The sequence below is a fragment of the Pseudomonas sp. D1HM genome (assembly GCF_019266105.1).
GTDB classification, from domain to species: Bacteria; Pseudomonadota; Gammaproteobacteria; order Pseudomonadales; family Pseudomonadaceae; genus Aquipseudomonas; species Aquipseudomonas taetrolens.
Genome location: NZ_LRMN01000014.1, coordinates 38,294 through 64,187, shown reverse-complemented (window position 1 = coordinate 64,187; position 25,894 = coordinate 38,294). Strand labels below are relative to the sequence as shown.

Below are 25,894 nucleotides of genomic sequence, written 5' to 3'. Positions count from 1 at the left end.
GTAAATCATGGATTATCGGGTTCAAATCAGAACAGCCTTCACCCTTGTGACGCTTCTGGCCCTGTCGGGCTGCACATCGTGGTTCTACTCGGCGGACAAAGATCCTGAAGTACACCTTGAGCAGGTCGAACTGATCCGGGCCAAATTGCTGGAACAACGCTTCAAGCTGCACCTGAGGGTCGATAACCCGAACGATTCAACACTCACCGTACGTGGCCTCACCTACAAGGTTTACCTTGGGCCTGTGCAATTGACTGAAGGTGAGTACCACGAATGGTTCAGCGTTGAGCCCAACAACCATGCCGAGTTTGTGGTGCCGATTCGCACCAACCTCTGGCAACACGTGCGACCGCTGGTGAAATTGCTGGAAAGCCCTGACCAGCCCATCCCTTATCGACTCGAAGGAACACTGGAAACCGGCTTGTTCTTCGGTTACGACGTGCACCTGATGCGCAAAGGCGAGATAATCCCCGGCGATTTTATTCCAGAGTGATTGAGTAATGACCCAACAACCCCACGTTCATGGCCCCGACTGCAACCACGATCATGATCATCATGCTCACACCCATGACCACGACAACGGCCACGTGCATGGCCCACATTGTGGCCACGCGCCTCAAGAGCCTGTGCGCAATGAACTGAAAGACGTCGGCCGCAACGATCCTTGCCCGTGCGGCAGCAGCAAAAAATTCAAGAAGTGCCACGGCGCCTGATCCCTCAGCACGCCCCACCTGCGCCGCACCCGCCTCAAGGCAGGTGCGGCGCAGCTGTTTCAGCCTCACGAAATTACCCGCGTACCCCGTACCGGGCCTTTCAGCCGACCTGCCATTGGGAGTAAAACTGACAGCCCGTAAACTGCTACCTTTGATGGCATCCGTAACTGCATGAACATTCCCTTCTGGAGCCCTTCATGATCGATCTTTATTACTGGACCACTCCCAACGGCCATAAAATCCCGCTGTTCCTTGAAGAAGCCGGCCTGCCTTACACCGTGCACCCGGTGAACATCAGTAAAAATGAACAGTTCGAACCTGCGTTCTTGAAGATCGCCCCCAACAACCGTATCCCGGCCATTGTCGACCAGGCGCCTGCTGACGGCGGCGGCCCCCTGTCGCTGTTCGAATCCGGTGCCATCTTGCTGTACCTCGCAGAAAAAACCGGACAGTTTCTGCCCAAAGACCTGCGCGGCCGGCAAATGGCCCTGCAATGGCTGTTCTGGCAAATGGGCGGACTGGGGCCTATGGCCGGGCAAAACCACCACTTCAACCGCTTCGCGCCCGAAAAAATCCCGTATGCCATGAAGCGCTATGTGGATGAAACCGCCCGACTGTACGGCGTACTGAACAAACAACTGGAAGGTCGCCAGTTTGTGGCGGGCGACGAATACAGCATCGCTGACATGGCGATTTACCCCTGGATCGTGCCCCATGAATGGCAAGGTCAGAACCTCGATGATTTCCCTGCACTGAAGGCATGGTTCCAGCGTATCGAGAACCGTCCGGCGACAAAACGGGCCTATGCACTGGCGGCAAAAATCAATCCGCCAAAGTAAGCCGCAAACCGATGCTACAGCCGCCACAGGCGGCTGGCATCAGGTTGCCGGGGGCCGGATAACGTCGCGGCCTCGCGCAACCTGCGACAGCGATAGCAGGGTTTGAGGGATGTACCTGTGACAGGCCCAAGATAGCGCTTGCACGGCGTCAGCGGCCTCACTAACGTAGCGCCTTTTGATGCCCACCCCCGCAGGAGCTTTGCCATGGCCTCGCCAGCCCTCATTCATGTTCTACCCCGGTTCGGCGTTGCCGCGGCAATGGTCAGCCTGCTGGGCTTGACCGGTTGCCAGATAAACAATCACGCCACAGAAAGCCTGGTACCCACCTCCGGTGTACAGCAGCTGAAAGGGTTGGCGCAGAACGTATCGGTTCGCCGTAACAGCCAGGGCATGCCGTTGATCGAAAGCAGCAGCTTTCACGATGCACTGTTCACTTTGGGTTACGTACACGCCAGCGACCGTATCAGTCAGATGGTGCGCTTGCGCTTGCTGGCCCAGGGCCGGCTGGCCGAGCTTGATGGTAGCGAGGCACTGGATACTGACCGGCTGATGCGCAGCGTCAACCTGAAAAAGAACGCCGCCGAACTCTATAAAAGTGCATCACCCCGCCTTCAGAAGTTTTTCGAGGTATACGCCCGCGGCGTCAACGCCTACCTCTTCCGCTATCGCGACAAGCTTCCTGCGGATCTGGCCCAGGCCGGTTACAAAGCCGAGTACTGGAAACCTGAAGACAGCGCGCTGATTTTCAGCCTGTTGAATTTCGGGATGTCGGTCAATCTGCAGGAAGAACTCAACTCATTGCTGCTGGCGCAAAAAGTCGGCACCGATAAATTGCCCTGGCTGACGCCGACCTACCCCAATGAAACCTTGCCAAGCAGCGAGGCCGACAAGCTCAAAGGACTGGACCTGAGCAACCAGCTCTCGGGATTGAGCACGGTTACCCAAGCCGTTGAACACGTGACCCGTCTGAGCCTGCCGGGTGTTACGGCATCCAGTAACTGGGCAATTGGCCCGCAACGCAGCCGTCACGGCAAAAGCCTGCTGGCCAATGATATCCATCAGCCGATCGGCGTACCTTCGGCCTGGAGCTACGTGCAAATCCGGGCGCCCAAATATCAGGCCGCCGGGGCTTCGATCGCGGGTTTGCCAACGCTGTTTGCCGGGTTTAACGGCAAGGTGGCCTGGGGCGTGAGCATGGCCATGGGAGATAACCAGGATGTGTTCGTGGAGAAACTCAAACGCCAGGGCAACAAGCTGTACTACCTGGCCGATGGGAAATGGCTGCCCGCAACGGCGCGCACCGAAACGTTTTTCGTCAAAGGTCAGCACCCGGTTCGTGAAACCATTTACGAAACACGTCACGGAGCACTGCTTAACAGCCTGCTCGGCGAGCCAGGCGCCCTGGACAGCAACCTGGGCCTGGCCCTGCAAACGCCGGCGCTGAAAGGCGACAAAACCCTGGATGCCTTTTTTGACTTGTCCCGCGCCCAAAACAGCGAAAAAGCTTCGGATGCCAGCCGGGAAATCCGCGCTGTAGCCTTGAACCTTGTATACGCGGATGCCAGTCACACCGGCTGGCAAGTCACCGGTTTGTACCCTAATCGCCGTGAGGGCCTCGGGCTGTTCCCTTCACCGGGCTGGGACAGCCGTTACGACTGGGATGGTTACGCCGATCCAATGCTGCACCCCTACGATCAGGACCCGGCGCAAGGCTGGCTGGGTACGGCCAACCAGCGCACCGCAGCCTTTGGTTACGGCATGCAGCTGTCCAATTCCTGGCTATCGCCGGAACGCAGCGAACGCCTCGCACAGCTGGCGGGCAGCGGCAAACACGACGCGCGCAGCATGATCGCGATGCAGTACGACCAGACCACACTGTTTGCGGCCAAGCTGAAAACCATGTTCACCGCGCCGGGAATGGCACAACCTCTCAAGCAGGCCATTGCGACCTTGCCACCTTCGGACAGAGCCAATGCCAATGCGGCACTGAGCCGTTTGATGGCCTTTGACGGCAAACTGAGTGCCACATCCGCCGATGCGGCACTGTATGAGCTGTTTCTGCAAGAAAGCACCCGGCTCATTTTTCTCGACGAGCTGGGGCCACAGAACAGCCCGGCCTGGAAGGCCTTCTCGGCCAACGCCAGCCTGTCTTACTCAGCCAATGCCGATCACCTGCTGGGACGCGAAGACAGCCCGTTCTGGGACGACATCCAGACCTCGCAAAAAGAAGACAAGCCGACCATTCTGGCGCGCACCCTCGCGGCAACCATTAGCACCGGCGATACCTTGCTGGGCAGTGACCGCAAGGCGTGGCAGTGGGGCAAGCTGCATCATTACCTGTGGCGCAATGCCAGCGGCCAGACCGTCCGTGGCCCGATTGCAGCAGGCGGGGATCACACTACGTTGAATATCGCGGGCTACAACCCGGGCGACAACAACTTCGAGGCCACCCTGATTCCCGCAATGCGCATGATCGTTGATTTCGGACAAGTCGAACCGATGATGGGCCAGAACAGCAGCGGGCAATCCAGTAACCCGGCCAGCCCGCACTACACCGACGGTATCGAGCCCTGGCTCAAGGGCCAATACATCAGCATCCCGATGCAGCCGCAGAACATCAACACAATCTACGGCAACACGCGCCTTACGCTCGTTCCGGGCAAATAAACAACGATCCCCACAGAAACGACGACGTTTTTGTGGGGCCTTGATCGGCTGTTTGCGCTGTCCAGATCATTGTCCGATGACGCCCTGAGCTCATCTGCTCACGCTCACGGGGCACATCTCTCAGGCCACAGGCGCAGGTGGTGGCTCGTCAGGCACCGTCGGTACGCCTGGTTCAGTCGGTTGGGGGGTATCGGGGTCAGGCTGGCCGGGGATGCCACCTGCGTTCATCTGAGGCTGGGCAAGTAATGACCATGCCAGCATTCCAACTTGATTCGGCTCCAGGCGTGCAAGCTGGGCGCGGATACTCGGATCGATCTTCATAAGGGCACTCCTGAGCGATGATCCGGCTCGCTGGGTGCGTAACCGGAAATCAATACACTCAATAGAGTGCCTTATCGCTCAGGAATTCCCGCTGTTCGTCAGGTGCGTGGCAAGGTCACGCCGCGCTGGCCCTGATACTTGCCGCCACGATCCTTGTAAGACACTTCACACTCTTCGTCCGACTCGAAGAACAGCATCTGGGCGACGCCTTCGTTCGCGTAGATCTTTGCAGGCAAGGTGGTGGTGTTGGAGAACTCCAGCGTTACGTGGCCTTCCCACTCAGGCTCAAGGGGCGTCACGTTAACGATGATCCCGCAACGGGCGTACGTGCTTTTACCAAGGCAGATCGTCAGCACATTGCGTGGAATACGGAAGTACTCAACGGTACGTGCCAGGGCGAAAGAGTTGGGCGGGATGATGCAAACATCGCTGGTGACATCAACGAAGCTGCCCTCATCGAAGTTCTTTGGATCAACGGTTGCCGAATTGATATTGGTGAATACCTTGAATTCATTCGCGCAACGAACGTCGTAGCCGTAACTCGACACACCGTAGGAAATCAAACGGTTTTCGCCTTCGCCACGCACCTGACGCTCGACGAAAGGTTCAATCATGCCGTGCTCTTGCGCCATGCGGCGAATCCACTTGTCTGGTTTGATGCTCATGGCGGGTGTCCTGAATAGCGAGGTAGAAAAATTCTGTTGGGCATCTTACCGGGGCTGCGGCCCCGGTTCAAAAGGCTGGGGCAAATTTATCGAAAATAGCTGTAGAGACCGTGAATACAGGCTCTAAGGGCAACCGTCAGTCACGTTTTTAGATAAACCTTCGCAAAGACCCTTTGCACGTTCGGAAAAAAGCGTTAAGGTGGCGCCACTGTGCTGCTTGTGTCACTGAGAATCTCTACACGATATGTTGAATTTCGATCCAACCATCTCCAAGAATTTTTCCTGCTCTTTGCACTCAGTCTCGGCCAGGGCTTTTCCTGCGTCGCAGTTATCTTTGTTCAAGGAGTTACACCATGTCTAATCGCCAAACTGGTACCGTTAAGTGGTTCAACGATGAAAAAGGCTTCGGCTTCATCACTCCACAATCCGGTGACGACCTGTTTGTTCACTTCAAAGCAATCCAGTCCGACGGCTTCAAAAGCCTGAAAGAAGGCCAACAGGTTTCTTTCATCGCTACTCGCGGTCAGAAAGGCATGCAAGCTGAGGAAGTTCAAGTTATCTAACTTGTACTGATCCAGTAAAAAACCCCGCCCTTAAAGCGGGGTTTTTTTATGTCCGCAATAATGTAGCTGCTGACGATGTACGTGGCGGCGACAATCAAACCCATCACAGCCTCGCACCTCGACAGCGGCTACAGATAACGCCACAGCCGCAATCTTTACGTATCAGTCGTCGCTAGTGGTAATCGTCGGCATGGCCTGTGAAGCCGCTTCGTGCATGACAATACGCGCTCCCACCTGACGGGCCAGTTCCTGATAGATCAACGCAATCGGACTGTCGGGATCAGCAACCGCTGTTGGCTTGCCATTATCGGCCTGCTCGCGGATTTCCATCGACAGCGGCAACGAAGCCAGTACTTCAACGCCGTATTGCGTCGCCAGCTTCTCGCCACCGCCCTCGCCAAACAGATGCTCGGCGTGCCCGCAATTTGAGCAAATGTGTACCGCCATGTTTTCTACAACACCCAACACCGGAATGTTCACCTTGCGGAACATCTCGACACCCTTGCGCGCATCCAGCAATGCCAGATCCTGTGGCGTGGTGACGATCACCGAACCGGTTACCGGAACTTTTTGCGCAAGTGTGAGCTGAATGTCACCCGTGCCAGGCGGCATATCGATGATCAGATAGTCCAGATCATTCCAGGCCGTTTGCGTCACCAGCTGCAAAAGCGCCCCAGACACCATCGGGCCGCGCCAGACCATCGGCGTATTATCGTCCGTCAAAAATGCCATCGACATGACTTCAACGCCATGGGCCTCAATTGGCACGAACCACTTCTGGTCACGAATTTTCGGCCGTGTGCCCTCAGCGATACCAAACATCACACCCTGACTCGGCCCATAGATATCGGCGTCAAGTATCCCGACCCGCGCGCCCTCACGGGCCAGCGCCAGGGCCAGGTTCGCGGCCGTGGTGGACTTGCCTACGCCACCTTTACCGGAAGCAACTGCCACAATGTTTTTCACATTGGCCAGCCCCGGGATTTGCGCCTGCGCCTTATGCGCAGCAATCACGCAGCTGACCTCGACCTTGGCCGAAGTCACGCCATCCATGTTCTCGAGGGCCATTTGCAGCATTTGCGCCCAGCCCCCCTTGAACAGACCGGCGGCATAACCCAGCTCAAGCTGGACGCTAACCCGCGCGCCCTCGATCTCAATGCTTTTCACGCATCCGGCGCTGACCGGATCCTGATTCAAATAAGGGTCGGTGTATTGGCGAAGGACGGCCTCCACCGCTGCGCGATTGACTGCGCTCATGGGCAACTCCCGAAAGACTGAGTAAAACAGGTCGCTATCGTACCTGTAATAAACCGCGGACAGCAGGCTTTTGAGCCGATCAACCGCCGCGTAAACGATCAGATATACACCCACTGGGTGAAATATATCGTCCGGCGCTTTATAGTGGCCGACCACCGTCTCATCAAGTAGCCGAGCCCCATGTCCGAGCCACGCAAGATCCTCGTCACCAGCGCCCTGCCCTATGCCAATGGTTCAATTCACCTTGGCCATATGCTTGAGTACATCCAGACCGATATGTGGGTGCGCTTCCAGAAGCATCGCGGTCATCAGTGCACTTATGTCTGCGCAGACGACGCCCACGGCTCGGCAATCATGTTGCGCGCCGAAAAAGAAGGCATCACCCCGGAGCAACTGATCGCCAACGTCCAGGCTGAACACAGCGCCGACTTTGCCGAGTTCCTCGTCGACTTCGATAACTTCCATTCGACCCACGCCGAAGAAAACCGTGAGCTGTCGAGTGCGATCTACATCAAGCTGCGCGAAGCGGGCCATATCGCTACCCGTTCGATCACCCAGTACTTCGACCCGGAAAAGAAAATGTTCCTGGCCGACCGCTTCATCAAGGGTACATGCCCGAAATGCGGCACTGATGATCAATACGGTGACAACTGCGAAAAGTGCGGCGCCACCTACGCCCCCACTGATCTGAAAAATCCGAAATCCGCGATCTCGGGTGCCACGCCTGTCCTCAAGGACTCCGAACACTTCTTCTTCAAGCTGCCCGACTTCGACGCCATGCTCAAGAGCTGGACCCGTAGCGGCGCCTTGCAAGATGCCGTGGCCAACAAGATTGCCGAATGGCTGGACGCGGGCTTGCAACAATGGGATATCTCCCGTGATGCGCCGTACTTCGGCTTCGAAATCCCGGACGCACCAGGCAAGTACTTCTATGTCTGGCTGGACGCGCCGATCGGCTACATGGCCAGCTTCAAGAATCTCTGCGCCCGTCGCCCGGAGCTGGACTTCGATGCGTACTGGGCCAAAGACTCCACCGCCGAGCTGTATCATTTCATCGGCAAGGACATCGTGAACTTCCACGCCCTGTTCTGGCCAGCCATGCTCGAAGGCGCCGGCTACCGCAAGCCAACAGCGATCAACGTCCACGGCTACCTGACCGTCAACGGCCAGAAAATGTCCAAATCCCGCGGCACCTTTATCAAGGCCCGCACTTATCTGGATCATTTGTCGCCGGAATACCTGCGCTACTACTACGCCTCAAAACTGGGCCGTGGCGTCGATGACCTGGACCTGAACCTGGAAGACTTCGTGCAGAAGGTCAACTCGGACCTGGTCGGTAAAGTCGTGAACATTGCCAGCCGTTGTGCAGGCTTCATTCACAAGGGCAACGCCGGGGTCATGGTCGAAGGCAATGCCGCGCCAGAACTGACCGATGCGTTCCTCGCGGCAGCACCGAGCATTGCCGATGCGTACGAAGCGCGTGACTTCGCTCGCGCCATGCGTGAAATCATGGCACTGGCCGACCGCGCCAATGCCTGGATCGCCGAGAAAGCGCCTTGGGCAATGGCCAAGCAAGAAGGCAAGCAGGACGAAGTCCAGGCAGTCTGCGCCCTTGGCATCAACCTGTTCCGTCAGTTGATCATCTTCCTCAAGCCGGTATTGCCTCTGCTCGCAGCCGATGCCGAGGCGTTCCTCAATGTCGCGCCCTTGACCTGGAACGATCACGGCACGTTGCTGAGCAACCATCAGTTGAACGCATTCAAGCCGCTGATGACCCGCATCGACCCGGTAAAAGTACAAGCCATGACCGACGCTTCCAAAGAAGACCTGGTTGCCAGCCAGACCGACACCAACGCCGCAGCCCCTCAAGGCAATGGCGAGCTGGTAAAAGAACCGCTGGCAGCAGAAATCGACTTTGATGCCTTCGCCGCAGTTGACCTGCGTGTCGCACTGATTCTCAAGGCAGAAGCGGTTGAAGGTGCAGACAAGCTGCTGCGTTTGACACTGGATATCGGTGACGAGCAACGCAATGTGTTTTCGGGCATCAAAAGCGCCTACCCGAACCCGGCAGAGCTTGAAGGCCGTCTGACCATGATGATTGCCAACCTTAAGCCGCGCAAAATGCGTTTTGGCATCTCTGAAGGCATGGTGATGGCTGCTGGTCCTGGAGGTGAAGAGATTTACCTGCTGAGCCCGGACAGCGGCGCCAAACCAGGTCAACGCATCAAGTAACACCACTTCTGACAGCCCCTCGTGCCCCTCAGGGCATGCGGGGCTGCTCATTCAGTAGCCGCCCTTCTTGCCTTGTCGGATAATCAGCTTCGTTCGCCTGACCGTATCGATCATGACTGACCTGACACTCACGCTTTATTGCCACACCCTCATTAATCACCGCGCATGATGAATGTCGCCCGGGTGCGGCTCGCTGTCGCTGGACTAATCACACCATGAGCCTGATCCAACGTATTGATGCTTTATTGCCGCAAACCCAATGCGGAAAATGCGGCCATCCCGGCTGCAAACCCTATGCGCAAGGTATTGCTCAAGGCGAAGCCATCAACAAATGCCCGCCTGGAGGCGCTGAAACCATCTCGGCGCTGGCCAGCCTGCTGAAAATCCCGGTAGTGGCGCTTGATACAGAGCGCGGCACTGCTCCGCCCCAAGTGGCCTATATTCGAGAGGCCGAATGCATTGGCTGTACCAAATGCATCCAGGCATGTCCGATCGATGCCATTCTCGGTGCGGCCAAGCTCATGCATACCGTCATCATTGATGAGTGCACGGGCTGTGACCTTTGTATCGCCCCCTGCCCTGTCGACTGCATAGAAATGCGGCCATTGCCTGACAACGTGATCGCGGTCGTCGGCGGACTTGCTCATGAAGCAGAACAATTTCAGGCGCGTACACAAAAAAGGGATCATGCCCGCAACCGTTACGAGCGCCGCACGCAGCGTTTGAACCATGAGGAACAGCAAAGGCTCGCAGAACGCTTGGCGCGCACCCAGCGAACTGCAGCAGTGGCCGATACGTCGAAAAACGTAGAGGAGATGCCCCTTGTCGTAGCCAATCCCAACGATGCAGCGTTAAAAAAAGCTAAAGTCACACTGGCCATGGCTCGCGCTCAATTGAACAAATCGCTCAAGGCGTTTGGTCATCCGCCAACCCGTCCACAGCAAGCCCAATTGGTCGTGCTTCAAGAACAGTTCGAGTCCGCGGAACGAGCACTCGCTAAACTGGAGAGTGCCAGCGAGGTTTCTGCGCCAGCCCCCGTTATCAATAACGCAGAGCTCAAGCGCGCCAAAATCCAGCTTGCCATGCGTCGCGCCGAACTGAAAAAAGCCAGTTCTCAAGCGCAATCCAGCGCGGAACTGGCCCTATTGAATGATGCAGTTACAGCGGCCGAATTGACGCTGAGTGCTTTAGAGCAATCTGAAGCCTGATACGTTTTCGAGCGCAATTCACGCTCATCGCCGTTTAACGGACTGCTATCCAGGAAACGTTTTTACCCATGAATGCAGCAAAACGTCTTGAAATATTTCGTCGGTTTCACGAAGACAATCCAGAGCCAAAAACCGAACTGGCCTATTCCTCGCCTTTCGAGCTATTGATTGCTGTGATTTTGTCTGCCCAGGCCACTGACGTCAGCGTCAACAAGGCGATGGCTAAACTGTTTCCTGTCGCCAATACCCCAGAAGCCATCTACGCTCTGGGTGTAGAGGGGCTGTCGGCGTACATCAAGACCATTGGTCTGTATAACAGCAAGGCCAAAAATGTCATTGAGGCGTGTCGTCTACTGATTGAGCGGCATGACAGTCAAGTTCCGCAAACACGAGAAGCCCTTGAAGCACTTCCTGGTGTGGGACGAAAAACGGCAAATGTGGTGCTAAATACAGCATTCAGGCAACTGACGATGGCCGTTGATACGCACATTTTCAGAGTCAGCAACCGTACTGGAATCGCGCCTGGAAAAAATGTCGTGGAGGTCGAAAAGCAACTCATGAAGTTCGTACCCAAGCCCTACCTGCTGGATGCCCACCATTGGCTCATCCTGCATGGTCGCTACGTATGCCAGGCCCGCAAGCCACGTTGCGGAAGCTGCCGCATAGAAGACCTGTGCGATTTCAAGGAAAAAACCTCTGACGATTGAGTAATAGAGATCTTATGGGCTGATCGATTGAGAAAATCTTTTTTACCCGCGCAGCGATTATCGCTATAAGGGGCGCCATTGACTGTCTTAGCCTGGAGTGAACTGAATGAGCACTGGCAAAGAAGAACTGGAAGTAGAAGAAGATTTTACGACGGCCGATCAGGAAGAGATCGTAGAGCCTGTAATTGAGGTGGCCAAAACCAATTTGGCCAAGCGCCGGACCATCGACGCTCTCCTGGAAGAAAAACGGCTCAGAAAAGAGCTGGAAGACTATGGTTACGATCTTTAAGATCGGCCCGGATTATCAAAAGCCTCCTTTATCGGAGGCTTTTTGTTTTCAGGGACCACTGGGTTTCAGTCACCCGCTGGCACCTCCTCATACCAGGCCATTACGCTGTGCAAGCTCGATCAGATCCACCAGCGAACGGGCATTAAGTTTCAATAGCAGCCGTGTCTTGTAGGTACTGACCGTTTTATTGCTCAAAAACATGCCATCGGCTATTTCCTTATTGCTTTTACCGCGCGCCAGTTGCTGCAGTACCATCATCTCGCGCCCCGAAAGGCGGTTGACCATATCGGCCTCACTCGCATTGCCCAGACTGGAACGCACCGAATGAAGCGCCTGATTGGGAAAGTAGCTGTAACCTGAAAGTACGGCCTTGATGGCACTCAACAGCTCCGTCAAATCCTGCTGTTTGCATACATAGCCTGCGGCACCCGCCTGCATGCACCGCATGGAAAAATGACCGGGTGCTTGCGAAGTCAGCACCAGCACTTTAATCGGTACTGCAGGCGTTGAAAGTCGCGCAATCACTTCAAGCCCGTCCAGTTTGGGTATACCTATATCCAAAATAACAATATCTGGCGCATGCTCACGCGCAAGTTGCAAAGCATCCACACCATTGTCCGTCTCGGCGATAACTTCATAGCCATGTCGCTCCATGAGCATACGAACGGCAAGACGAATTACAGGATGATCATCCACGATCAGCACTTTATTCATGGGAAATTCCAATTTTTTTCGCTGTTCGAATTTTAGAGTCAGCACAATAGCCTAGTCACAACACCCTGGGCATAGTGCCCCCCCCCAAGCACTAACAAGCAAAGACATTTCCTACAGATAAAAAAGATTTACCTTACAAAAAAATCACTCACAGAGATCAAGCCGCGCCACACCTTCTCGTTAAGAGACCCGCAAACGAGAGCGTCCAGAACAGAACTGCCAACACTCCACTCGCAACCTTAGTAAATATTGGTAATAACTTTATACACCCCAAAAGAAACGCTCTGACTTACCCCGAAACGCCCGGAAGCAAGTTTTATTTAACAGTCAATACAGCACATGACTCCTACGGGCCACAACCCGCTCTTCTTTCAGGCTTACCTCCTCTCTTCTCTCGAAAAAACCTACGAAGTTCGAAGGAAAATCAGCTTCAGCAAACAATACAGAACTCAAAATGCGTCACTACTACATGATCATTCCGCAGAACGCATGATACTAATCTGACACCTCCAATAACTAATGGACTTTATTCCACTGCCTTTATCCCACAACCGAAACCTTACAGACGACATATGTAAATTACCACCTCCCTTTAAAAAAGATCACACTTTCAGCCACAAAAAACATAGCTTCATTACAGATTTATTAAACTCACAAAGCATTACGCTGAAAATCTACTCTGTTTCCAGAAAAAAATATTACCATTTCGTACTTAAAGAAGAAGACTACACGACATTCGGAAATCACCTGAAAACAAGATGCCAAACACTAAAAGCCTGACCTTCAAACTTCAGGTCGCCGCCCCCCTTCCAAAAAACAACGTTTCACTCACAATAATTCAGCAAGTACCGCACTCATTTTCAGCGACCAACCAGCACCGACTTTCTTTACAGCGCCCTACACCAAAAACTTAATAACACCTAATACATGGCATCATCATTTCACGGCCCAGTTCCTACACAGAAAGTAATACATCTGAAAAACAGTCAGCTCGCCCACATAATCAATGAGCAATCGATACATTTTATTTGCACACTTAAAATCCGGGGTCTAACTTTACTGGAAACCCTTCGCATCGGGCCGTATTCCAGGCGGAGCCGTGCTGTAAACCGACAACAGGTACAGCACGGACTCACACCAAAAAAACATTATTTAAATATTATTTGTCATTTTTCGTGCACGACGCGGATATCCCACTGAAATAAAATACCTCATCGATAGGTCATGCCATGATCAAAAACAAAATCAACATCAACAACCCGCTCACGGTTATCGCTATTTTCTCAATGCTGACCGAGGCCTCTGCAGCAGCCTCGCTGCCCTATATCGACAGTGAAAATCAGAAAATATACGTTTGGTTTCTTATCGTATTCCCTTCGTTCTTGATCACCCTGTTCTTTCTGACGCTTAATTTTAACAATAAAACCCTTTATACCCCGGCTGACCTGTCCAAGGAGAGAGTCACTCTGGCCGTGCCAACTTCCAATGCGGCTTACCCGGATCAGGCCATTGCAGTGTCAAGCACCCACACCGACTTGCCCCCTTCCAGCCTGTTTTCTCAGCCCGGTATTAAATTCAACTCATGCCCCCCTCTGCGTTATATATTTCTGCCCCAGCCCCCCAAATACAGCCCCCCTGACTTGAAGGCTCCGACATGCGCAGACAATACGCCCTTCAGCCTGCCCCTGGTGTCCAATACCCGAACCGAAGCCACCGTATTTAAACACTTTCACCTGATCGACCTGAACGACACCGCCTGGCAACTGACACCCAAGAACACGTTAAGTGATGTACTGCGCAATCACTTTAAACTGAGCCAACAGCCTAAAAACAGCACTCACAAAAACGACCTTATTCTTTTGCTCGCCGACACAGCGGCCGAAGTTGAAACCTGCCTTCAATACACCACCATGAGCAAACATAAGAGCGCTGCACTATTCGGTCACGCGACGGTACTGACATACAATATCGAAACCCGGCAGTTGAATAGATTACGTTCACCCTGAGCGCTATGAGCCATACCCCTTTTTAAATCAAAAAAAACCCCGGCGAAAGGCCGGGGTTTTTAAGACGCGCGAGTGTTAGAACAACTTACGGCCTTTGTTCGCCGCAATGCGCATGCGCAAGGCATTCAACTTGATGAAGCCTGCTGCATCTTCCTGATTGTAGGCGCCGCCATCTTCTTCGAACGTTGCAATATTGGCATCAAACAACGATTCATCAGACTTACGACCGGTAACAATGACATTACCCTTGTACAGTTTCAGGCGAACAACACCGTTAACATGTGCCTGAGAAGCATCAATCATTTGTTGCAGCATGAGGCGCTCAGGGCTCCACCAGTAGCCGGTGTAAATCAGACTGGCGTACTTGGGCATCAACTCGTCTTTCAGGTGAGCGACTTCACGGTCCAGAGTGATGGACTCAATGGCACGGTGAGCACGCAGCATGATGGTGCCGCCCGGGGTTTCGTAGCAACCGCGGGACTTCATCCCGACATAACGGTTCTCAACGATGTCGAGGCGACCGATGCCGTTCTCACCGCCGATACGGTTCAATGTGGCCAATACCGTAGCCGGAGTCATTTCGACGCCATCCAGTGCAACGATATCGCCATTGCGATAAGTCAGTTCCAGGTAGGTCGGCGTGTTAGGCGCGTCCTCTGGCGACTTGGTCCAGCGCCACATGTCTTCTTCGTGCTCGGTCCAGGTATCTTCCAGTACGCCGCCCTCGTAAGAGATATGCAGCAAGTTGGCATCCATCGAGTACGGGGATTTTTTCTTGCCATGACGCTCGATCGGGATGCCGTGCTTTTCAGCGTAATCCATCAGTTTTTCACGCGAGAGCAAGTCCCACTCACGCCAAGGAGCGATCACTTTGACCCCTGGTTTCAGCGCATAGGCACCGAGCTCGAAGCGAACCTGATCGTTACCTTTGCCGGTAGCGCCGTGGGAAATGGCATCGGCACCGGTTTCGTTGGCGATTTCAATCAGACGTTTGGCAATCAGCGGACGTGCGATGGAAGTACCCAGCAGGTACTCACCTTCGTAAACGGTGTTGGCACGGAACATCGGGAAGACGAAGTCACGAACAAACTCTTCGCGCAGGTCATCAATGTAGATTTCCTTGACGCCCATGGCTTGCGCCTTGGCGCGTGCAGGTTCGACCTCTTCGCCCTGACCGAGGTCAGCGGTGAAGGTCACGACTTCACAGTTATAAGTATCCTGCAGCCACTTAAGGATCACCGAAGTGTCCAGGCCGCCCGAATAAGCCAGAACGACCTTGTTTACGTCCGCCATGCCATCACTCCACGGGTTGTTCGAAAAGCCGAACAGTCTACCGCTCAAGTGTATTAATTTACAGAGGCGCGACAGCTTAAGACGACAAAGCGACAGTTAGTTTCAAAGGCGCGACTCATGCAGGTTTTTTAGCGTACGTCTGAAGAGGAGGTTGCGCTGGTTACCGGAACTGATTTTTCAGGCACTGGAAGGCGCTCAAGCCGCACGCTGACACGACGGTTTTTCGCACGATTCGCAGCGCTGGTGTTCGCTGCCAAGGGGTATTGCTCCCCATGAAACCGCAGTGTGATCTGTGACTCTTGCAGGCCATTTTCCTTGAAGTAATCCATAACGGCTAACGCTCGACGCCGTGACAGCTCGCGATTGGTCAAACGATTGCCTGTATTGTCCGAATAGCCATCAAGAAAGACGTGATTGACCGTCGGATCTGCCTTCAAGTAGTCCACCACCCCTTGCAGACTGTTCCGGGCCTGAGCGTCCAGTTCGGTTCCGCTACCCGGAAAACCGATCCGGCTTTGCCGCACCTGTTCAAAATTCCTGGGAAGCAGCTTGACGGTGCAGGCTTGGTAATCGGCATACGCTTGCCGAAATTTCACCGGTAAAAGACGCACCTCCGACACATGGCCTTCGCGGGATGAATGCCTGACCACTGGACTTCTCCCCTCCAGCAGACCGCGAAATAACCCGCCGGCCTGACTTTGAGAGCTATTGAACAGCACATGACCCCGACCGATGCGCACAGCCCCCAAACTTATGTCACCCCGCCCCGGCTGCCAGGGCGCAGCTGCTGCCAATAGGGTCGCGGAGCCTTCTCCCAGCATTGAGTTGTAGGCATTCAGTCGGAAAACAGCTTGCTCACCGGCGCGACGCACGAAGGCTCCAGAACCGAAATCGGTAATGGGCTGAATCAGACGACACTCGAACGGATCGCCTTCAACCTTCCACTCAACACTCTCCAGTCGCGTCTGAAAAGTCAGGGCCATGGCAGGCAGGCAGGTAAACAGACCGAGCAGAATGAGATAACACTGGCGCACGGGAGGCTCCACAGGCTTGTACTGCAAAAAATCAGTCAGCCGGTTACGGCATACCCTGGATATATCGGTTAGCCGCTACAAAACTTGATAGCGAGTGCCTGAGAGAGTCTTTTCCGGTAGCATTCACATCAGTTTGACCCGCCTGGAATCCCCAATGTCTGACCGCCTGACCCTGCTGCGTCCCGACGACTGGCATATACATCTTCGCGATGGTGCTGTGTTGCCTCACACTGTCGCGGATGTTGCGCGCACCTTTGGCCGCGCCATCATCATGCCTAACCTGGTACCTCCGGTGCGTAATGCAGCCGAAGCCGATGCCTACCGCCAACGCATTCTGGCGGCTCGCCCGGCTGGTAGCCGTTTCGAGCCGTTGATGGTGCTGTACCTCACTGACCGAACCCAGCCAGAGGACATTCGCACGGCCAAGGCCAGCGGCTTCGTCCATGCTGCCAAGCTGTATCCGGCTGGAGCAACGACCAATTCCGACTCTGGTGTCACCAGCATCGATGCGATCTTCCCGGTCCTCGAAGCCATGGCCGAAGTCGGTATGCCATTACTGATACACGGCGAAGTCACCCGCGCCAACGTGGATGTGTTTGATCGCGAGAAAATCTTCATCGACGAGCACATGCGTCGTGTCGTGGAACGCTTCCCGACCCTGAAGGTTGTCTTTGAGCACATCACCACCGCAGATGCGGTGCAGTTCGTCACTGAGGCTTCGGCCAATGTGGGCGCAACCATCACGGCTCATCACTTGCTTTACAACCGCAATCACATGTTGGTGGGCGGCATTCGCCCGCACTTCTATTGCCTGCCGATCCTCAAGCGCAACACCCACCAGGAAGCCCTGCTGGATGCGGCCACCAGCGGCAGCGAAAAGTTCTTCCTTGGCACCGACTCGGCTCCGCACGCCCAGCACGCCAAGGAAGCTGCTTGTGGCTGTGCCGGTTGCTATACCGCCTATGCGGCCATTGAGATGTACGCTGAAGCCTTCGAGCAACGCAATGCGCTGGACAAACTGGAAGCCTTTGCCAGTTTGAACGGCCCTCGCTTCTATGGGCTGCCTGCCAGCACTGAACACATCACCCTGGTTCGCCAGGAGTGGACCGCCCCTGCCAGCCTGCCTTTCGGCGAGCTGAATGTAATTCCGCTGCGCGCCGGTGAAAAACTGCGCTGGCGCCTGCTGGAGGAACAACTGTGAGTGACGACCATTTTGATGACGAACACGAAGGCGGTCATGGCGGCCCACGCCACCCGATGGCCGAGCGTTTTCGCGGCTATCTGCCGGTCGTAATCGACGTTGAAACCGGCGGCTTCAACTGCGCCACTGATGCACTTCTGGAAATCGCGGCTGTCACCATCGGCATGGACGAGAGAGGCTTTGTGTTCCCGGAACACACCTACTTCCATCGTGTTGAGCCTTTTGAAGGCGCCAACATCGAAGCCGCAGCACTGGAATTCACCGGGATCAAGCTGGATCACCCACTGCGCATGGCGGTCAGTGAAGAAACGGCGTTGACCGACATCTTCCGCGGCGTACGCAAGGCATTGAAAGCCAATGGCTGCAAGCGTGCCATTCTGGTGGGGCATAACAGCAGTTTCGACCTGGGCTTCCTCAACGCCGCGGTTGCACGCCTCGACATGAAGCGTAATCCGTTTCATCCGTTCTCAAGCTTCGATACCGCCACCCTCGCGGGCCTGGCTTACGGTCAAACCGTACTGGCAAAGGCATGCCAGACCGCTGATATCGATTTTGACGGACGCGAAGCTCACTCGGCCCGCTACGACACTGAAAAAACCGCCGAACTGTTCTGCGGTATCGTTAACCGCTGGAAGCAAATGGGCGGCTGGAAAGACTTCAACGACTGATCCTGTCGTTTACCCTTTCTGCGCTACATAAAAGCCGGGCCCTTGGGTCCGGTTTTTTTATACCCGCAACAATCGGTCGCCGACGGCAGCCCGGTAGAAAGGTGCCCCAGACCGTTCGTCAGCAGGTGTCAGACGAAGCGCAATCAAGACCCAATGCACTTTGACAATCATTCTCGTTAACATTAAGATCCAAGGCATTGAATCCCAACCAGCGATGGTTCTTATTTATGTACGTTTGCCTTTGCACTGGCGTCACCGATGGAAAAATCCGCGACGCAATCTACGACGGTTGCTGCAGCTATCGCGAAGTCCGCGAAGCGACCGGTGTTGCCAGCCAATGCGGCAAATGTGCCTGCCTAGCCAAACAAGTGGTGCGCGAAACGCTGTCTTCGCTACAAGCCAGCCAGACGGTGATGAGCTATCCGGCAGAATTTTCGGTCGCCTGATTCACCCGTTTTAAAGAGCCGGACTTAATGTCCGGTTTTTTTATGCCCATATTTCAAGTGCTTACGCCCTAGACGCGGAACACAAACATTCTTATTCCGATTAATTTTCATTTATTATTCAAACACTTAGGTTTGACAGTCGTAAGTGTGCGGCTCAAACTCTGCTTTATATACGGTTAATTAAGGCAGGCTCAAGCCATGAAAGGCGATATTTCAGTCATCCAGCACCTCAATAAAATTCTCGGCAACGAGCTGGTCGCTATCAACCAGTACTTCCTGCATGCCCGCATGTATCAGGACTGGGGCCTGGAGAAATTGGGGGCTCACGAGTACCACGAGTCCATCGACGAGATGAAGCACGCGGACAAACTGATCAAGCGCATTCTGTTTCTTGAAGGCCTGCCTAACGTGCAAGACCTGGGCAAGCTACATATTGGCGAGCACACCAAAGAAATGCTCGAGTGCGACCTGCGCATTGAAAAGACCGGCCACGCTGATCTCAAAGCCGCTATTGCCCATTGCGAAGTTGTTGGGGACTTTGGCAGCCGTGAACTGCTCGAAGATATTCTTGAGTCCGAAGAAGAACATATCGACTGGCTGGAAACTCAGTTGGGCCTGATCGATAAAGTAGGTATTGAGAATTACCTGCAGTCGCAGATGGGTGAGTAACTAACGCCCACTAAAAAGCCCCGCTCTGATCTTCAGAAGCGGGGCTTTTTTATGCACTGTAACTTCTATAAGGAAATTACAACTGCGTACCGATCAGGCATCAGCCTTTGCGGCAGCGGCTTTCTCTGCAGCGTCTTTGATCAATGCCTGCAAGGAACCGTCTGCAGCCATTTCAGCCATGATGTCGCTGCCGCCAACCAGTTCACCAGCAACCCACAGCTGTGGGAACGTTGGCCAGTTAGCGTATTTCGGCAGATTGGCGCGAATTTCTGGATTTTGCAGAATGTCCACGTAAGCGAACTTTTCGCCACAGCCCATGACGGCCTGAGCAGCTTTAGCCGAAAAGCCACACTGCGGGGCGTTTGGGGAGCCTTTCATGTAGAGCAGAATGGTGTTGTTAGCAATCTGTTCTTTAATAGTTTCGATGATATCCATGGAGCACCTCGGCTGAACTTTCCGACTCAGTTGTCGGCACGGTGGCGCATTGTAACGGAAAGCCGAGCATGACGCTCGGTCTCCCCGACAGACAATAGTCTGAATCCTTACGCCTGAATCAAGCATGCAAGCCCGCCCCACGGGCCTGCCTGCAGAACCGTCCCCCTGTGACAGTCCCTCCCCTGCGCACGCCGAATTGCCAAGCAACGTACGTGCAGTGTACAAATGAGCAGCTGAGGTAAGGCAAATCACTGAACGGTGGTTTTAGCCGCGCTCATGCAGCGCAAGACTCGCTCTGACCTCTAAACTCGTGACCCTTATTGGCAAGACGCGACATTTCCTTATAAGATCGCGCCTTCTCCTATTTCGTCGCCCCGTGCGGCTTTCGCCGCAGGTCTCGCCCGTTTTTCCGTAAAACCAGGCTTTGAGCATCTGCGGTCGTTGCAAAAAAGGTAGTTAATGATGAGCGCAAGGCACTTTCTCTCCCTGATGGATTGCACGCCCGAAGAGCTAGTCAGCGTGATTCGTCGCGGTATCGAGCTAAAGGACCTGCGTCATCGCGGCGTTCTCTTCGAACCCCTTAAAAACCGTGTACTGGGCATGATTTTCGAAAAATCATCGACCCGGACACGCCTGTCCTTTGAAGCGGGCATGATCCAGCTGGGCGGCCAGGCTATTTTCCTGTCGCCACGCGATACTCAGCTCGGCCGGGGCGAACCTATTGGCGACTGCGCGATTGTGATGTCACGCATGCTCGATGCGGTAATGATCCGCACCTTCGCCCACAGCACGCTAACCGAATTCGCCGCCAACTCCCGCGTACCGGTGATCAATGGCTTGTCAGACGATCTGCACCCTTGCCAGTTGCTGGCGGACATGCAGACCTTCCTTGAGCATCGCGGCTCGATCAAGGGCAAGACAGTCGCCTGGATCGGTGACGGCAACAACATGTGCAACAGCTACATAGAAGCGGCTATCCAGTTCGACTTCCAGCTGCGCATTGCCTGCCCTGAAGGCTATGAGCCCAATGCTGAGTTTGTTGCCCTGGCGGGCGATCGCGTCACCATCGTGCGCGATCCGGGTGAAGCCGTACGAGGCGCCCACCTGGTGAGCACCGACGTCTGGACGTCCATGGGTCAGGAAGAAGAAACGGCCAAACGCCTGAAGCTGTTCGCGCCGTATCAGGTCAACCGCGCCCTGCTCGACCTCGCAGCAGAAAACGTGCTGTTCATGCATTGCCTGCCGGCTCACCGGGGCGAAGAAATCAGCCTCGACCTGCTGGATGACCCGCGCTCCGTTGCATGGGATCAAGCCGAAAACCGCTTGCACGCGCAAAAAGCGCTGCTCGAATTCCTGGTCCAACCGGCGTATCACCACGCATGAGTCAGCCTCTATTGCTAAACCTCCGCGATCTGGCCTGTGGATACCAAGGCCAGAGCGTGGTGCAAAATCTCAATCTGCACCTCAACGCCGGCGATATCGGCTGCCTGCTGGGCTCTTCAGGGTGCGGTAAAACCACGACGCTGCGGGCCATTGCCGGTTTTGAGCCGGTGCATCAGGGCGAGATTCAGCTTGCAGGCGAAGTCATCTCCAGTGCCGGCTTCACGCTGGCACCCGAGAAGCGTCGCATTGGCATGGTGTTTCAGGACTATGCCCTCTTCCCGCACCTGAGCGTGGCAGACAACATAGCGTTCGGCATTCGCAAGCATCCGGACAAAGAGCGCGTGACCGAGGAGCTGCTTGAGCTGGTCAACCTCAAGAACCTCGGCAAACGCTTTCCCCATGAGCTGTCCGGCGGTCAGCAGCAGCGAGTGGCTTTGGCCCGCGCCCTCGCGCCAGAGCCACAGTTGCTGTTACTCGACGAGCCATTTTCCAACCTCGATGGAGAGTTGCGTCGCAAATTGAGCCATGAAGTTCGGGAAATCCTGAAGGCCCGTGGCACCAGCGCAATTCTGGTCACGCACGACCAGGAAGAGGCCTTCGCCGTCAGCGACCACGTCGGTGTATTCAAGGAAGGTCGTCTGGAGCAGTGGGATACGCCCTACAACCTCTACCACGAGCCGCTTACGCCGTACGTAGCGAGCTTTATTGGCCAGGGCTACTTCATTAGAGGCCAACTGCTGACTCCTGAATCAGTGCAAACCGAATTGGGCGTGTTGCGCGGGAATCGGGCTTATACATGGCCTACCGGTGGCGCAGTCGATGTACTGCTTCGTCCAGACGATATCGTCTACGCCCCCAATAGCGATTTGAAAGCGCGGATCATCGGCAAGACCTTCCTCGGCGCTTCAACCCTCTACCGCCTGCAATTGCCGACTGGCAGCCAGCTGGAATCGATTTTCCCCAGCCATGCCGATCATTTGCCAGGTGCGGAAGTGGGTATCAGCGTAGCCGCCGAGCATCTGGTGATGTTTCAAACCAGCGGCAGCAAGGCAGCGCAGATTCCTCACACCGAAACCGGTGTCAGACGTTTCAGCGCCGCCAGTTGAAACACCGGCTCCCGTAGCAGTTGCCATAAACCCGTGTGGCAGCTGCTGCGGACGATCGCAGCTCAGGCTCGACCTATTTCAGCAAACGCCGCCTGTGTGTGCTCAGACAGAACGCCTGCCGCCAGCTCCACTTCCAGTCCGCGTCGCCCGGCGCTGACAAAAACACTCGCAAACCCCAGCGCACTCTGATCAATAAAAGTGCGCAGGCGCTTCTTTTGGCCCAAAGGGCTAATCCCTCCCAGCAAATAACCTGTGGCGCGCTGTGCCGCCATCGGGTCAGCCATCTCGACTTTCTTCACTCCAGCCACGTGCGCCAGTGCCTTCAAATCAAGGCTTCCGACGACCGGTACGACAGCCACCAGCAATTCGCCCTTTTCAGAGCAGGCCAGCAGCGTCTTGAACACTCGGGCAGGCTCAAGACCAAGCTTCTCTGCGGCTTCCAAGCCATAAGAAGCTGATTTGGGATCATGTTCATAGCTATGAACGCGATGTTCGGCGCGAACTTTTTTCAGCAGGTCCAATGCAGGCGTCATGTCAGTTCCAGTCGCGAAGTGAATATAGAAAACCGAGGGGCAATTCTAGGGCATTAGCCCATGAAAAGGCGCTGGGGCGGGTCTTTCGGCCAAAAAACCAGCTGAAACGTTAAACGCCCTCCTACCAATTTGTAGTTTTTCCTTACAGAAAAACCAGCACCAAAACCTCCGTCAAAAGTCAGAATGTGAATGCCCGTTCACTTTCGACCTTTGACAGCAGTGTTTCTTGTCTATATTTTTTCGAATCTGAATATATCTGTTCGTAACCTGTTTATCTGTCCGCGCATATTGAAAACCGGAATTTACCCTTTCCAGCGTTTGCGCAACTCCATGGCCCCAGACCCACACCGTCTAAAAAATAACAAAAACGAGGTTTCAGAATGACGACTGCATCGCATCATCCCACCCTTTACGGCCAGTGCATGGCGGAGTTTCTAGGCACTGCATTGCTGATCTTCTTCGGTACAGGTTGTGTTGCAGCGCTCAAGGTGGCAGGCGCCAGCTTTGGCTTGTGGGAAATCAGCATCATCTGGGGCATTGGCGTCAGCATGGCCATCTACCTGACAGCCGGTGTTTCAGGTGCGCATCTGAATCCGGCAGTGAGTATTGCGCTCTGCCTTTTCACCGATTTCGAAAAGCGCAAATTGCCCTTCTATATCCTCGCCCAGGTCGCCGGCGCCTTCTGCGCAGCCGCGTTGGTTTACACGCTTTACAGCAATCTATTCTTCGATTACGAACAAACGCATCAAATGGTGCGCGGCAGTCAGGCCAGCCTCGAATTGGCGTCCGTGTTTTCGACCTATCCACACCCGGCACTCTCGACCTTGCAGGCCTTCCTCGTCGAAATGGTGATCACCGCCATCCTGATGGGCGTGATCATGGCGCTGACCGATGACAAGAACGGACTGCCCCGCGGCCCATTGGCGCCGTTGCTGATAGGCTTGCTGATTGCCGTAATTGGCAGCTCGATGGGCCCGCTGACAGGCTTTGCGATGAACCCTGCACGTGATTTCGGACCTAAACTGATGACGTTCTTTGCTGGCTGGGGTGAAGTCTCGTTTACAGGCGCCCGTGAGATTCCTTATTTCCTGATTCCGATCATTGCACCGATCGTGGGGGCTTGCCTGGGTGCAGCCGTTTACCGCGGGTTGATCGCTCGCCATTTACCTGATGCTGAATCAGTGGCAACGGCTGACCAAGCCTGCACTGAAGTGAAAACCCGGACTTCCTGACACTGACTTTTGAAACGGGGCGCACGAGACCACTGCCCGCTACCTTTCTCGCGCCCTGAACCCACTACTTAATTCTGCAAGGCAATCCCATGACCGATATTCAGAATAAGAATTACATCATTGCTCTCGACCAGGGCACCACCAGTTCGCGAGCGATCATCTTTGATCGTGACGCCAACGTGGTATGCACCGCACAGCGCGAGTTCCAGCAGCATTACCCGCAAGCCGGCTGGGTTGAGCATGACCCGATGGAAATTTTCGCCACCCAGAGCGCCGTTATGGTTGAGGCACTGGCACAAGCCGGCCTGCACCACGATCAGGTTGCCGCCATCGGTATCACCAACCAGCGCGAAACCACCGTGGTCTGGGACAAGATCAGCGGCCGTCCGATTTATAACGCGATTGTCTGGCAATGCCGACGCAGTACCGAGATCTGCGAGCAACTCAAGCGTGATGGCCATGAGCAATACATCAGCGACACCACAGGCCTGGTTACCGATCCGTACTTCTCCGGCACCAAGCTGAAGTGGATCCTCGACAACGTTGAAGGCAGCCGTGAGCGCGCCCGTAACGGCGAGCTGCTGTTCGGCACCGTCGACAGCTGGTTGATCTGGAAATTTACCGGCGGCAAAACCCATGTCACCGATTACACCAATGCCTCACGCACCATGCTCTTCAACATCCACACCCTGGAGTGGGACTCCAAGATGCTGGAAGTACTGGATATCCCGCGCGAAATGCTGCCGGAGGTCAAATCGTCCTCGGAAATATACGGCCATACCAAAAGCGGCATCGCCATCGGCGGTATTGCCGGTGACCAGCAAGCCGCGCTGTTTGGACAAATGTGTGTCGAACCCGGCCAGGCCAAGAACACCTATGGCACTGGCTGCTTCCTGCTGATGAACACCGGTACAAAAGCCGTCAAATCAACACACGGGATGCTGACCACCATTGCCTGCGGTCCTGGCGGAGAAGTTGCCTACGCGTTGGAAGGCGCAGTCTTCAACGGCGGCTCCACCGTTCAATGGCTGCGTGACGAGTTGAAAATTATCAACGACGCTCATGACACCGAATATTTCGCCGGCAAGGTAAAAGACAGCAACGGCGTGTACCTGGTGCCAGCATTTACCGGCCTGGGCGCTCCGTACTGGGATCCGTATGCCCGTGGGGCATTGTTTGGCCTGACCCGCGGCGTACGCGTGGATCACATCATTCGTGCAGCGCTCGAGTCGATTGCCTACCAGACCCGCGATGTACTGGATGCAATGCAACAAGATTCGGGCGAACGCCTCAAAGCCTTGCGCGTTGACGGCGGAGCCGTAGCCAACAATTTCCTCATGCAGTTTCAGGCGGACATCCTTGGCACCATGGTCGAACGCCCGCAAATGCGCGAGACCACAGCCTTGGGCGCTGCATACCTGGCCGGCCTGGCCTGTGGTTTCTGGGGCAGCCTGGAAGAGCTGCGCGGCAAGGCCGTGATCGAACGTGAGTTCGAACCGGCCCTTGAGGAAGCCAGCAAAGAGAAACTCTATGCCGGCTGGAAAAAGGCCGTGAGCCGTACCCGTGACTGGGCTCCCCATGACGAGAACAATTAATCACTCAGGGCAATAACCGCAGCGGGCGCCCATGGCGCCCGCTGTCACATTCACGGTTCATGGCACCTGCAAGTAGCAGGCAGCGCTTTCCTGCGGCATCATGGGCGAATTTGCTTCG

The 25,894-nt window shown here is 55.0% G+C and carries 26 protein-coding genes; 18 read left to right on the top strand and 8 right to left on the bottom strand.

Annotated features, from left to right (window positions below; genetic code table 11):
• The first annotated feature begins 7 nt into the window (after positions 1-7).
• From AWM69_RS14590 to AWM69_RS14575, 4 genes are all read left to right on the top strand, one after another.
• The gene (locus AWM69_RS14590) at positions 8-493 is read left to right on the top strand and encodes an LEA type 2 family protein (RefSeq protein ID WP_218727323.1); all 486 of its coding nucleotides are present in this window, start codon (positions 8-10) and stop codon (positions 491-493) included.
• A 7-nt stretch (positions 494-500) separates the two neighbouring features.
• The gene (locus AWM69_RS14585) at positions 501-713 is read left to right on the top strand and encodes an SEC-C metal-binding domain-containing protein (protein ID WP_074702860.1); all 213 of its coding nucleotides are present in this window, start codon (positions 501-503) and stop codon (positions 711-713) included.
• A gap of 197 nt (positions 714-910) precedes the next feature.
• A complete protein-coding gene (locus AWM69_RS14580) occupies positions 911-1,552 on the top strand; it encodes a glutathione binding-like protein (protein ID WP_131652317.1) in 642 nt (213 codons plus the stop codon).
• A gap of 204 nt (positions 1,553-1,756) precedes the next feature.
• Positions 1,757-4,219 carry a penicillin acylase family protein gene (locus AWM69_RS14575; protein ID WP_218727322.1) on the top strand — a complete coding sequence of 821 codons (2,463 nt, stop codon included), beginning with the start codon at positions 1,757-1,759 and terminating at the stop codon, positions 4,217-4,219.
• Positions 4,220-4,339: 120 nt separating this feature from the next.
• Here the strand turns inward: AWM69_RS14575 and AWM69_RS14570 are convergent, their stop codons facing one another.
• A complete protein-coding gene (locus tag AWM69_RS14570; protein WP_131652315.1) occupies positions 4,340-4,540 on the bottom strand; it encodes a hypothetical protein in 201 nt (66 codons plus the stop codon).
• 98 nt (positions 4,541-4,638) lie between these two features.
• A complete protein-coding gene (gene dcd / locus AWM69_RS14565; protein WP_003443164.1) occupies positions 4,639-5,205 on the bottom strand; it encodes a dCTP deaminase in 567 nt (188 codons plus the stop codon).
• A gap of 353 nt (positions 5,206-5,558) precedes the next feature.
• Here dcd and AWM69_RS14560 point away from each other — a divergent pair, with 353 nt between their 5' ends.
• Positions 5,559-5,768 (top strand): cold-shock protein, encoded by a 210-nt coding sequence (locus tag AWM69_RS14560; protein ID WP_002554837.1) that lies wholly within the window; start codon positions 5,559-5,561, stop codon positions 5,766-5,768.
• A gap of 162 nt (positions 5,769-5,930) precedes the next feature.
• On the opposite strand, the gene apbC is transcribed toward AWM69_RS14560, so the two are convergent.
• Positions 5,931-7,025 carry an iron-sulfur cluster carrier protein ApbC gene (gene apbC, locus AWM69_RS14555; RefSeq protein ID WP_218727320.1) on the bottom strand — a complete coding sequence of 365 codons (1,095 nt, stop codon included), beginning with the start codon at positions 7,023-7,025 and terminating at the stop codon, positions 5,931-5,933.
• Between the two features lie 180 nt (positions 7,026-7,205).
• Between apbC and metG the strand changes: the two genes are divergently transcribed.
• From metG to AWM69_RS14535, 4 genes are all read left to right on the top strand, one after another.
• Positions 7,206-9,257, top strand: coding sequence for a methionine--tRNA ligase (metG, locus tag AWM69_RS14550; RefSeq protein ID WP_218727318.1), 2,052 nt, complete (start codon positions 7,206-7,208; stop codon positions 9,255-9,257).
• 215 nt (positions 9,258-9,472) lie between these two features.
• On the top strand, positions 9,473-10,465 hold the full coding sequence (rsxB, locus tag AWM69_RS14545) for an electron transport complex subunit RsxB (RefSeq protein ID WP_373274327.1): 993 nt from the start codon (positions 9,473-9,475) through the stop codon (positions 10,463-10,465).
• A 68-nt stretch (positions 10,466-10,533) separates the two neighbouring features.
• Positions 10,534-11,172, top strand: a complete 639-nt coding sequence (gene nth / locus AWM69_RS14540) for an endonuclease III (protein WP_048378026.1) — start codon at positions 10,534-10,536, stop codon at positions 11,170-11,172.
• A gap of 106 nt (positions 11,173-11,278) precedes the next feature.
• Complete coding sequence (locus AWM69_RS14535; protein ID WP_048378027.1) at positions 11,279-11,461, top strand: PA3496 family putative envelope integrity protein; 183 nt, start codon at positions 11,279-11,281, stop codon at positions 11,459-11,461.
• An 87-nt stretch (positions 11,462-11,548) separates the two neighbouring features.
• Here AWM69_RS14535 and AWM69_RS14530 read toward each other — a convergent pair whose 3' ends face one another.
• Positions 11,549-12,175, bottom strand: a complete 627-nt coding sequence (locus tag AWM69_RS14530; RefSeq protein WP_048359026.1) for a response regulator transcription factor — start codon at positions 12,173-12,175, stop codon at positions 11,549-11,551.
• A 1,229-nt stretch (positions 12,176-13,404) separates the two neighbouring features.
• Here AWM69_RS14530 and AWM69_RS14525 point away from each other — a divergent pair.
• Entirely contained in the window at positions 13,405-14,181 is a 777-nt protein-coding gene (locus tag AWM69_RS14525; protein ID WP_218727316.1) for a hypothetical protein, read from the top strand.
• Positions 14,182-14,256: 75 nt separating this feature from the next.
• Here AWM69_RS14525 and AWM69_RS14520 read toward each other — a convergent pair whose 3' ends face one another.
• Positions 14,257-15,474, bottom strand: a complete 1,218-nt coding sequence (locus tag AWM69_RS14520) for an argininosuccinate synthase (RefSeq protein ID WP_131652310.1) — start codon at positions 15,472-15,474, stop codon at positions 14,257-14,259.
• 128 nt (positions 15,475-15,602) lie between these two features.
• Positions 15,603-16,508, bottom strand: a complete 906-nt coding sequence (locus tag AWM69_RS14515; RefSeq protein ID WP_218727314.1) for an OmpA family protein — start codon at positions 16,506-16,508, stop codon at positions 15,603-15,605.
• A 154-nt stretch (positions 16,509-16,662) separates the two neighbouring features.
• Between AWM69_RS14515 and pyrC the strand changes: the two genes are divergently transcribed.
• The 4 genes from pyrC to bfr all read left to right on the top strand — a co-directional run bounded on the left by pyrC (position 16,663) and on the right by bfr (position 19,492).
• Positions 16,663-17,709: a dihydroorotase gene (gene pyrC / locus AWM69_RS14510; protein WP_131652309.1), complete on the top strand. Its 1,047-nt coding sequence runs from the start codon at positions 16,663-16,665 to the stop codon at positions 17,707-17,709.
• Complete coding sequence (gene rnt / locus AWM69_RS14505) at positions 17,706-18,377, top strand: ribonuclease T (protein WP_131652308.1); 672 nt, start codon at positions 17,706-17,708, stop codon at positions 18,375-18,377. The genes pyrC and rnt overlap by 4 nt, the downstream gene beginning before the upstream one ends.
• 227 nt (positions 18,378-18,604) lie before the next feature.
• Positions 18,605-18,823: a bacterioferritin-associated ferredoxin gene (locus AWM69_RS14500; RefSeq protein ID WP_048378032.1), complete on the top strand. Its 219-nt coding sequence runs from the start codon at positions 18,605-18,607 to the stop codon at positions 18,821-18,823.
• Between the two features lie 198 nt (positions 18,824-19,021).
• Positions 19,022-19,492, top strand: a complete 471-nt coding sequence (gene bfr, locus AWM69_RS14495) for a bacterioferritin (RefSeq protein ID WP_048378033.1) — start codon at positions 19,022-19,024, stop codon at positions 19,490-19,492.
• Between the two features lie 93 nt (positions 19,493-19,585).
• Here bfr and grxD read toward each other — a convergent pair whose 3' ends face one another.
• The gene (gene grxD, locus AWM69_RS14490) at positions 19,586-19,927 is read right to left on the bottom strand and encodes a Grx4 family monothiol glutaredoxin (RefSeq protein ID WP_048378034.1); all 342 of its coding nucleotides are present in this window, start codon (positions 19,925-19,927) and stop codon (positions 19,586-19,588) included.
• 462 nt (positions 19,928-20,389) lie between these two features.
• Between grxD and argF the strand changes: the two genes are divergently transcribed.
• A complete protein-coding gene (gene argF / locus AWM69_RS14485; protein ID WP_048378035.1) occupies positions 20,390-21,310 on the top strand; it encodes an ornithine carbamoyltransferase in 921 nt (306 codons plus the stop codon).
• A complete protein-coding gene (locus tag AWM69_RS14480) occupies positions 21,307-22,416 on the top strand; it encodes an ABC transporter ATP-binding protein (protein ID WP_131652307.1) in 1,110 nt (369 codons plus the stop codon). Before argF ends, AWM69_RS14480 begins: the two co-directional genes overlap by 4 nt.
• A 62-nt stretch (positions 22,417-22,478) precedes the next feature.
• Here AWM69_RS14480 and ybaK read toward each other — a convergent pair whose 3' ends face one another.
• Positions 22,479-22,949 (bottom strand): Cys-tRNA(Pro) deacylase, encoded by a 471-nt coding sequence (gene ybaK / locus AWM69_RS14475; RefSeq protein ID WP_218727312.1) that lies wholly within the window; start codon positions 22,947-22,949, stop codon positions 22,479-22,481.
• A gap of 380 nt (positions 22,950-23,329) precedes the next feature.
• On the opposite strand from ybaK, the gene AWM69_RS14470 reads away from it, so the two are divergent.
• Together AWM69_RS14470 and glpK are read left to right on the top strand one after the other, a co-directional pair.
• Entirely contained in the window at positions 23,330-24,181 is an 852-nt protein-coding gene (locus tag AWM69_RS14470) for an MIP/aquaporin family protein (protein ID WP_131652305.1), read from the top strand.
• 89 nt (positions 24,182-24,270) lie between these two features.
• Entirely contained in the window at positions 24,271-25,776 is a 1,506-nt protein-coding gene (gene glpK / locus AWM69_RS14465) for a glycerol kinase GlpK (protein WP_131652304.1), read from the top strand.
• Positions 25,777-25,894 lie beyond the last annotated feature (118 nt).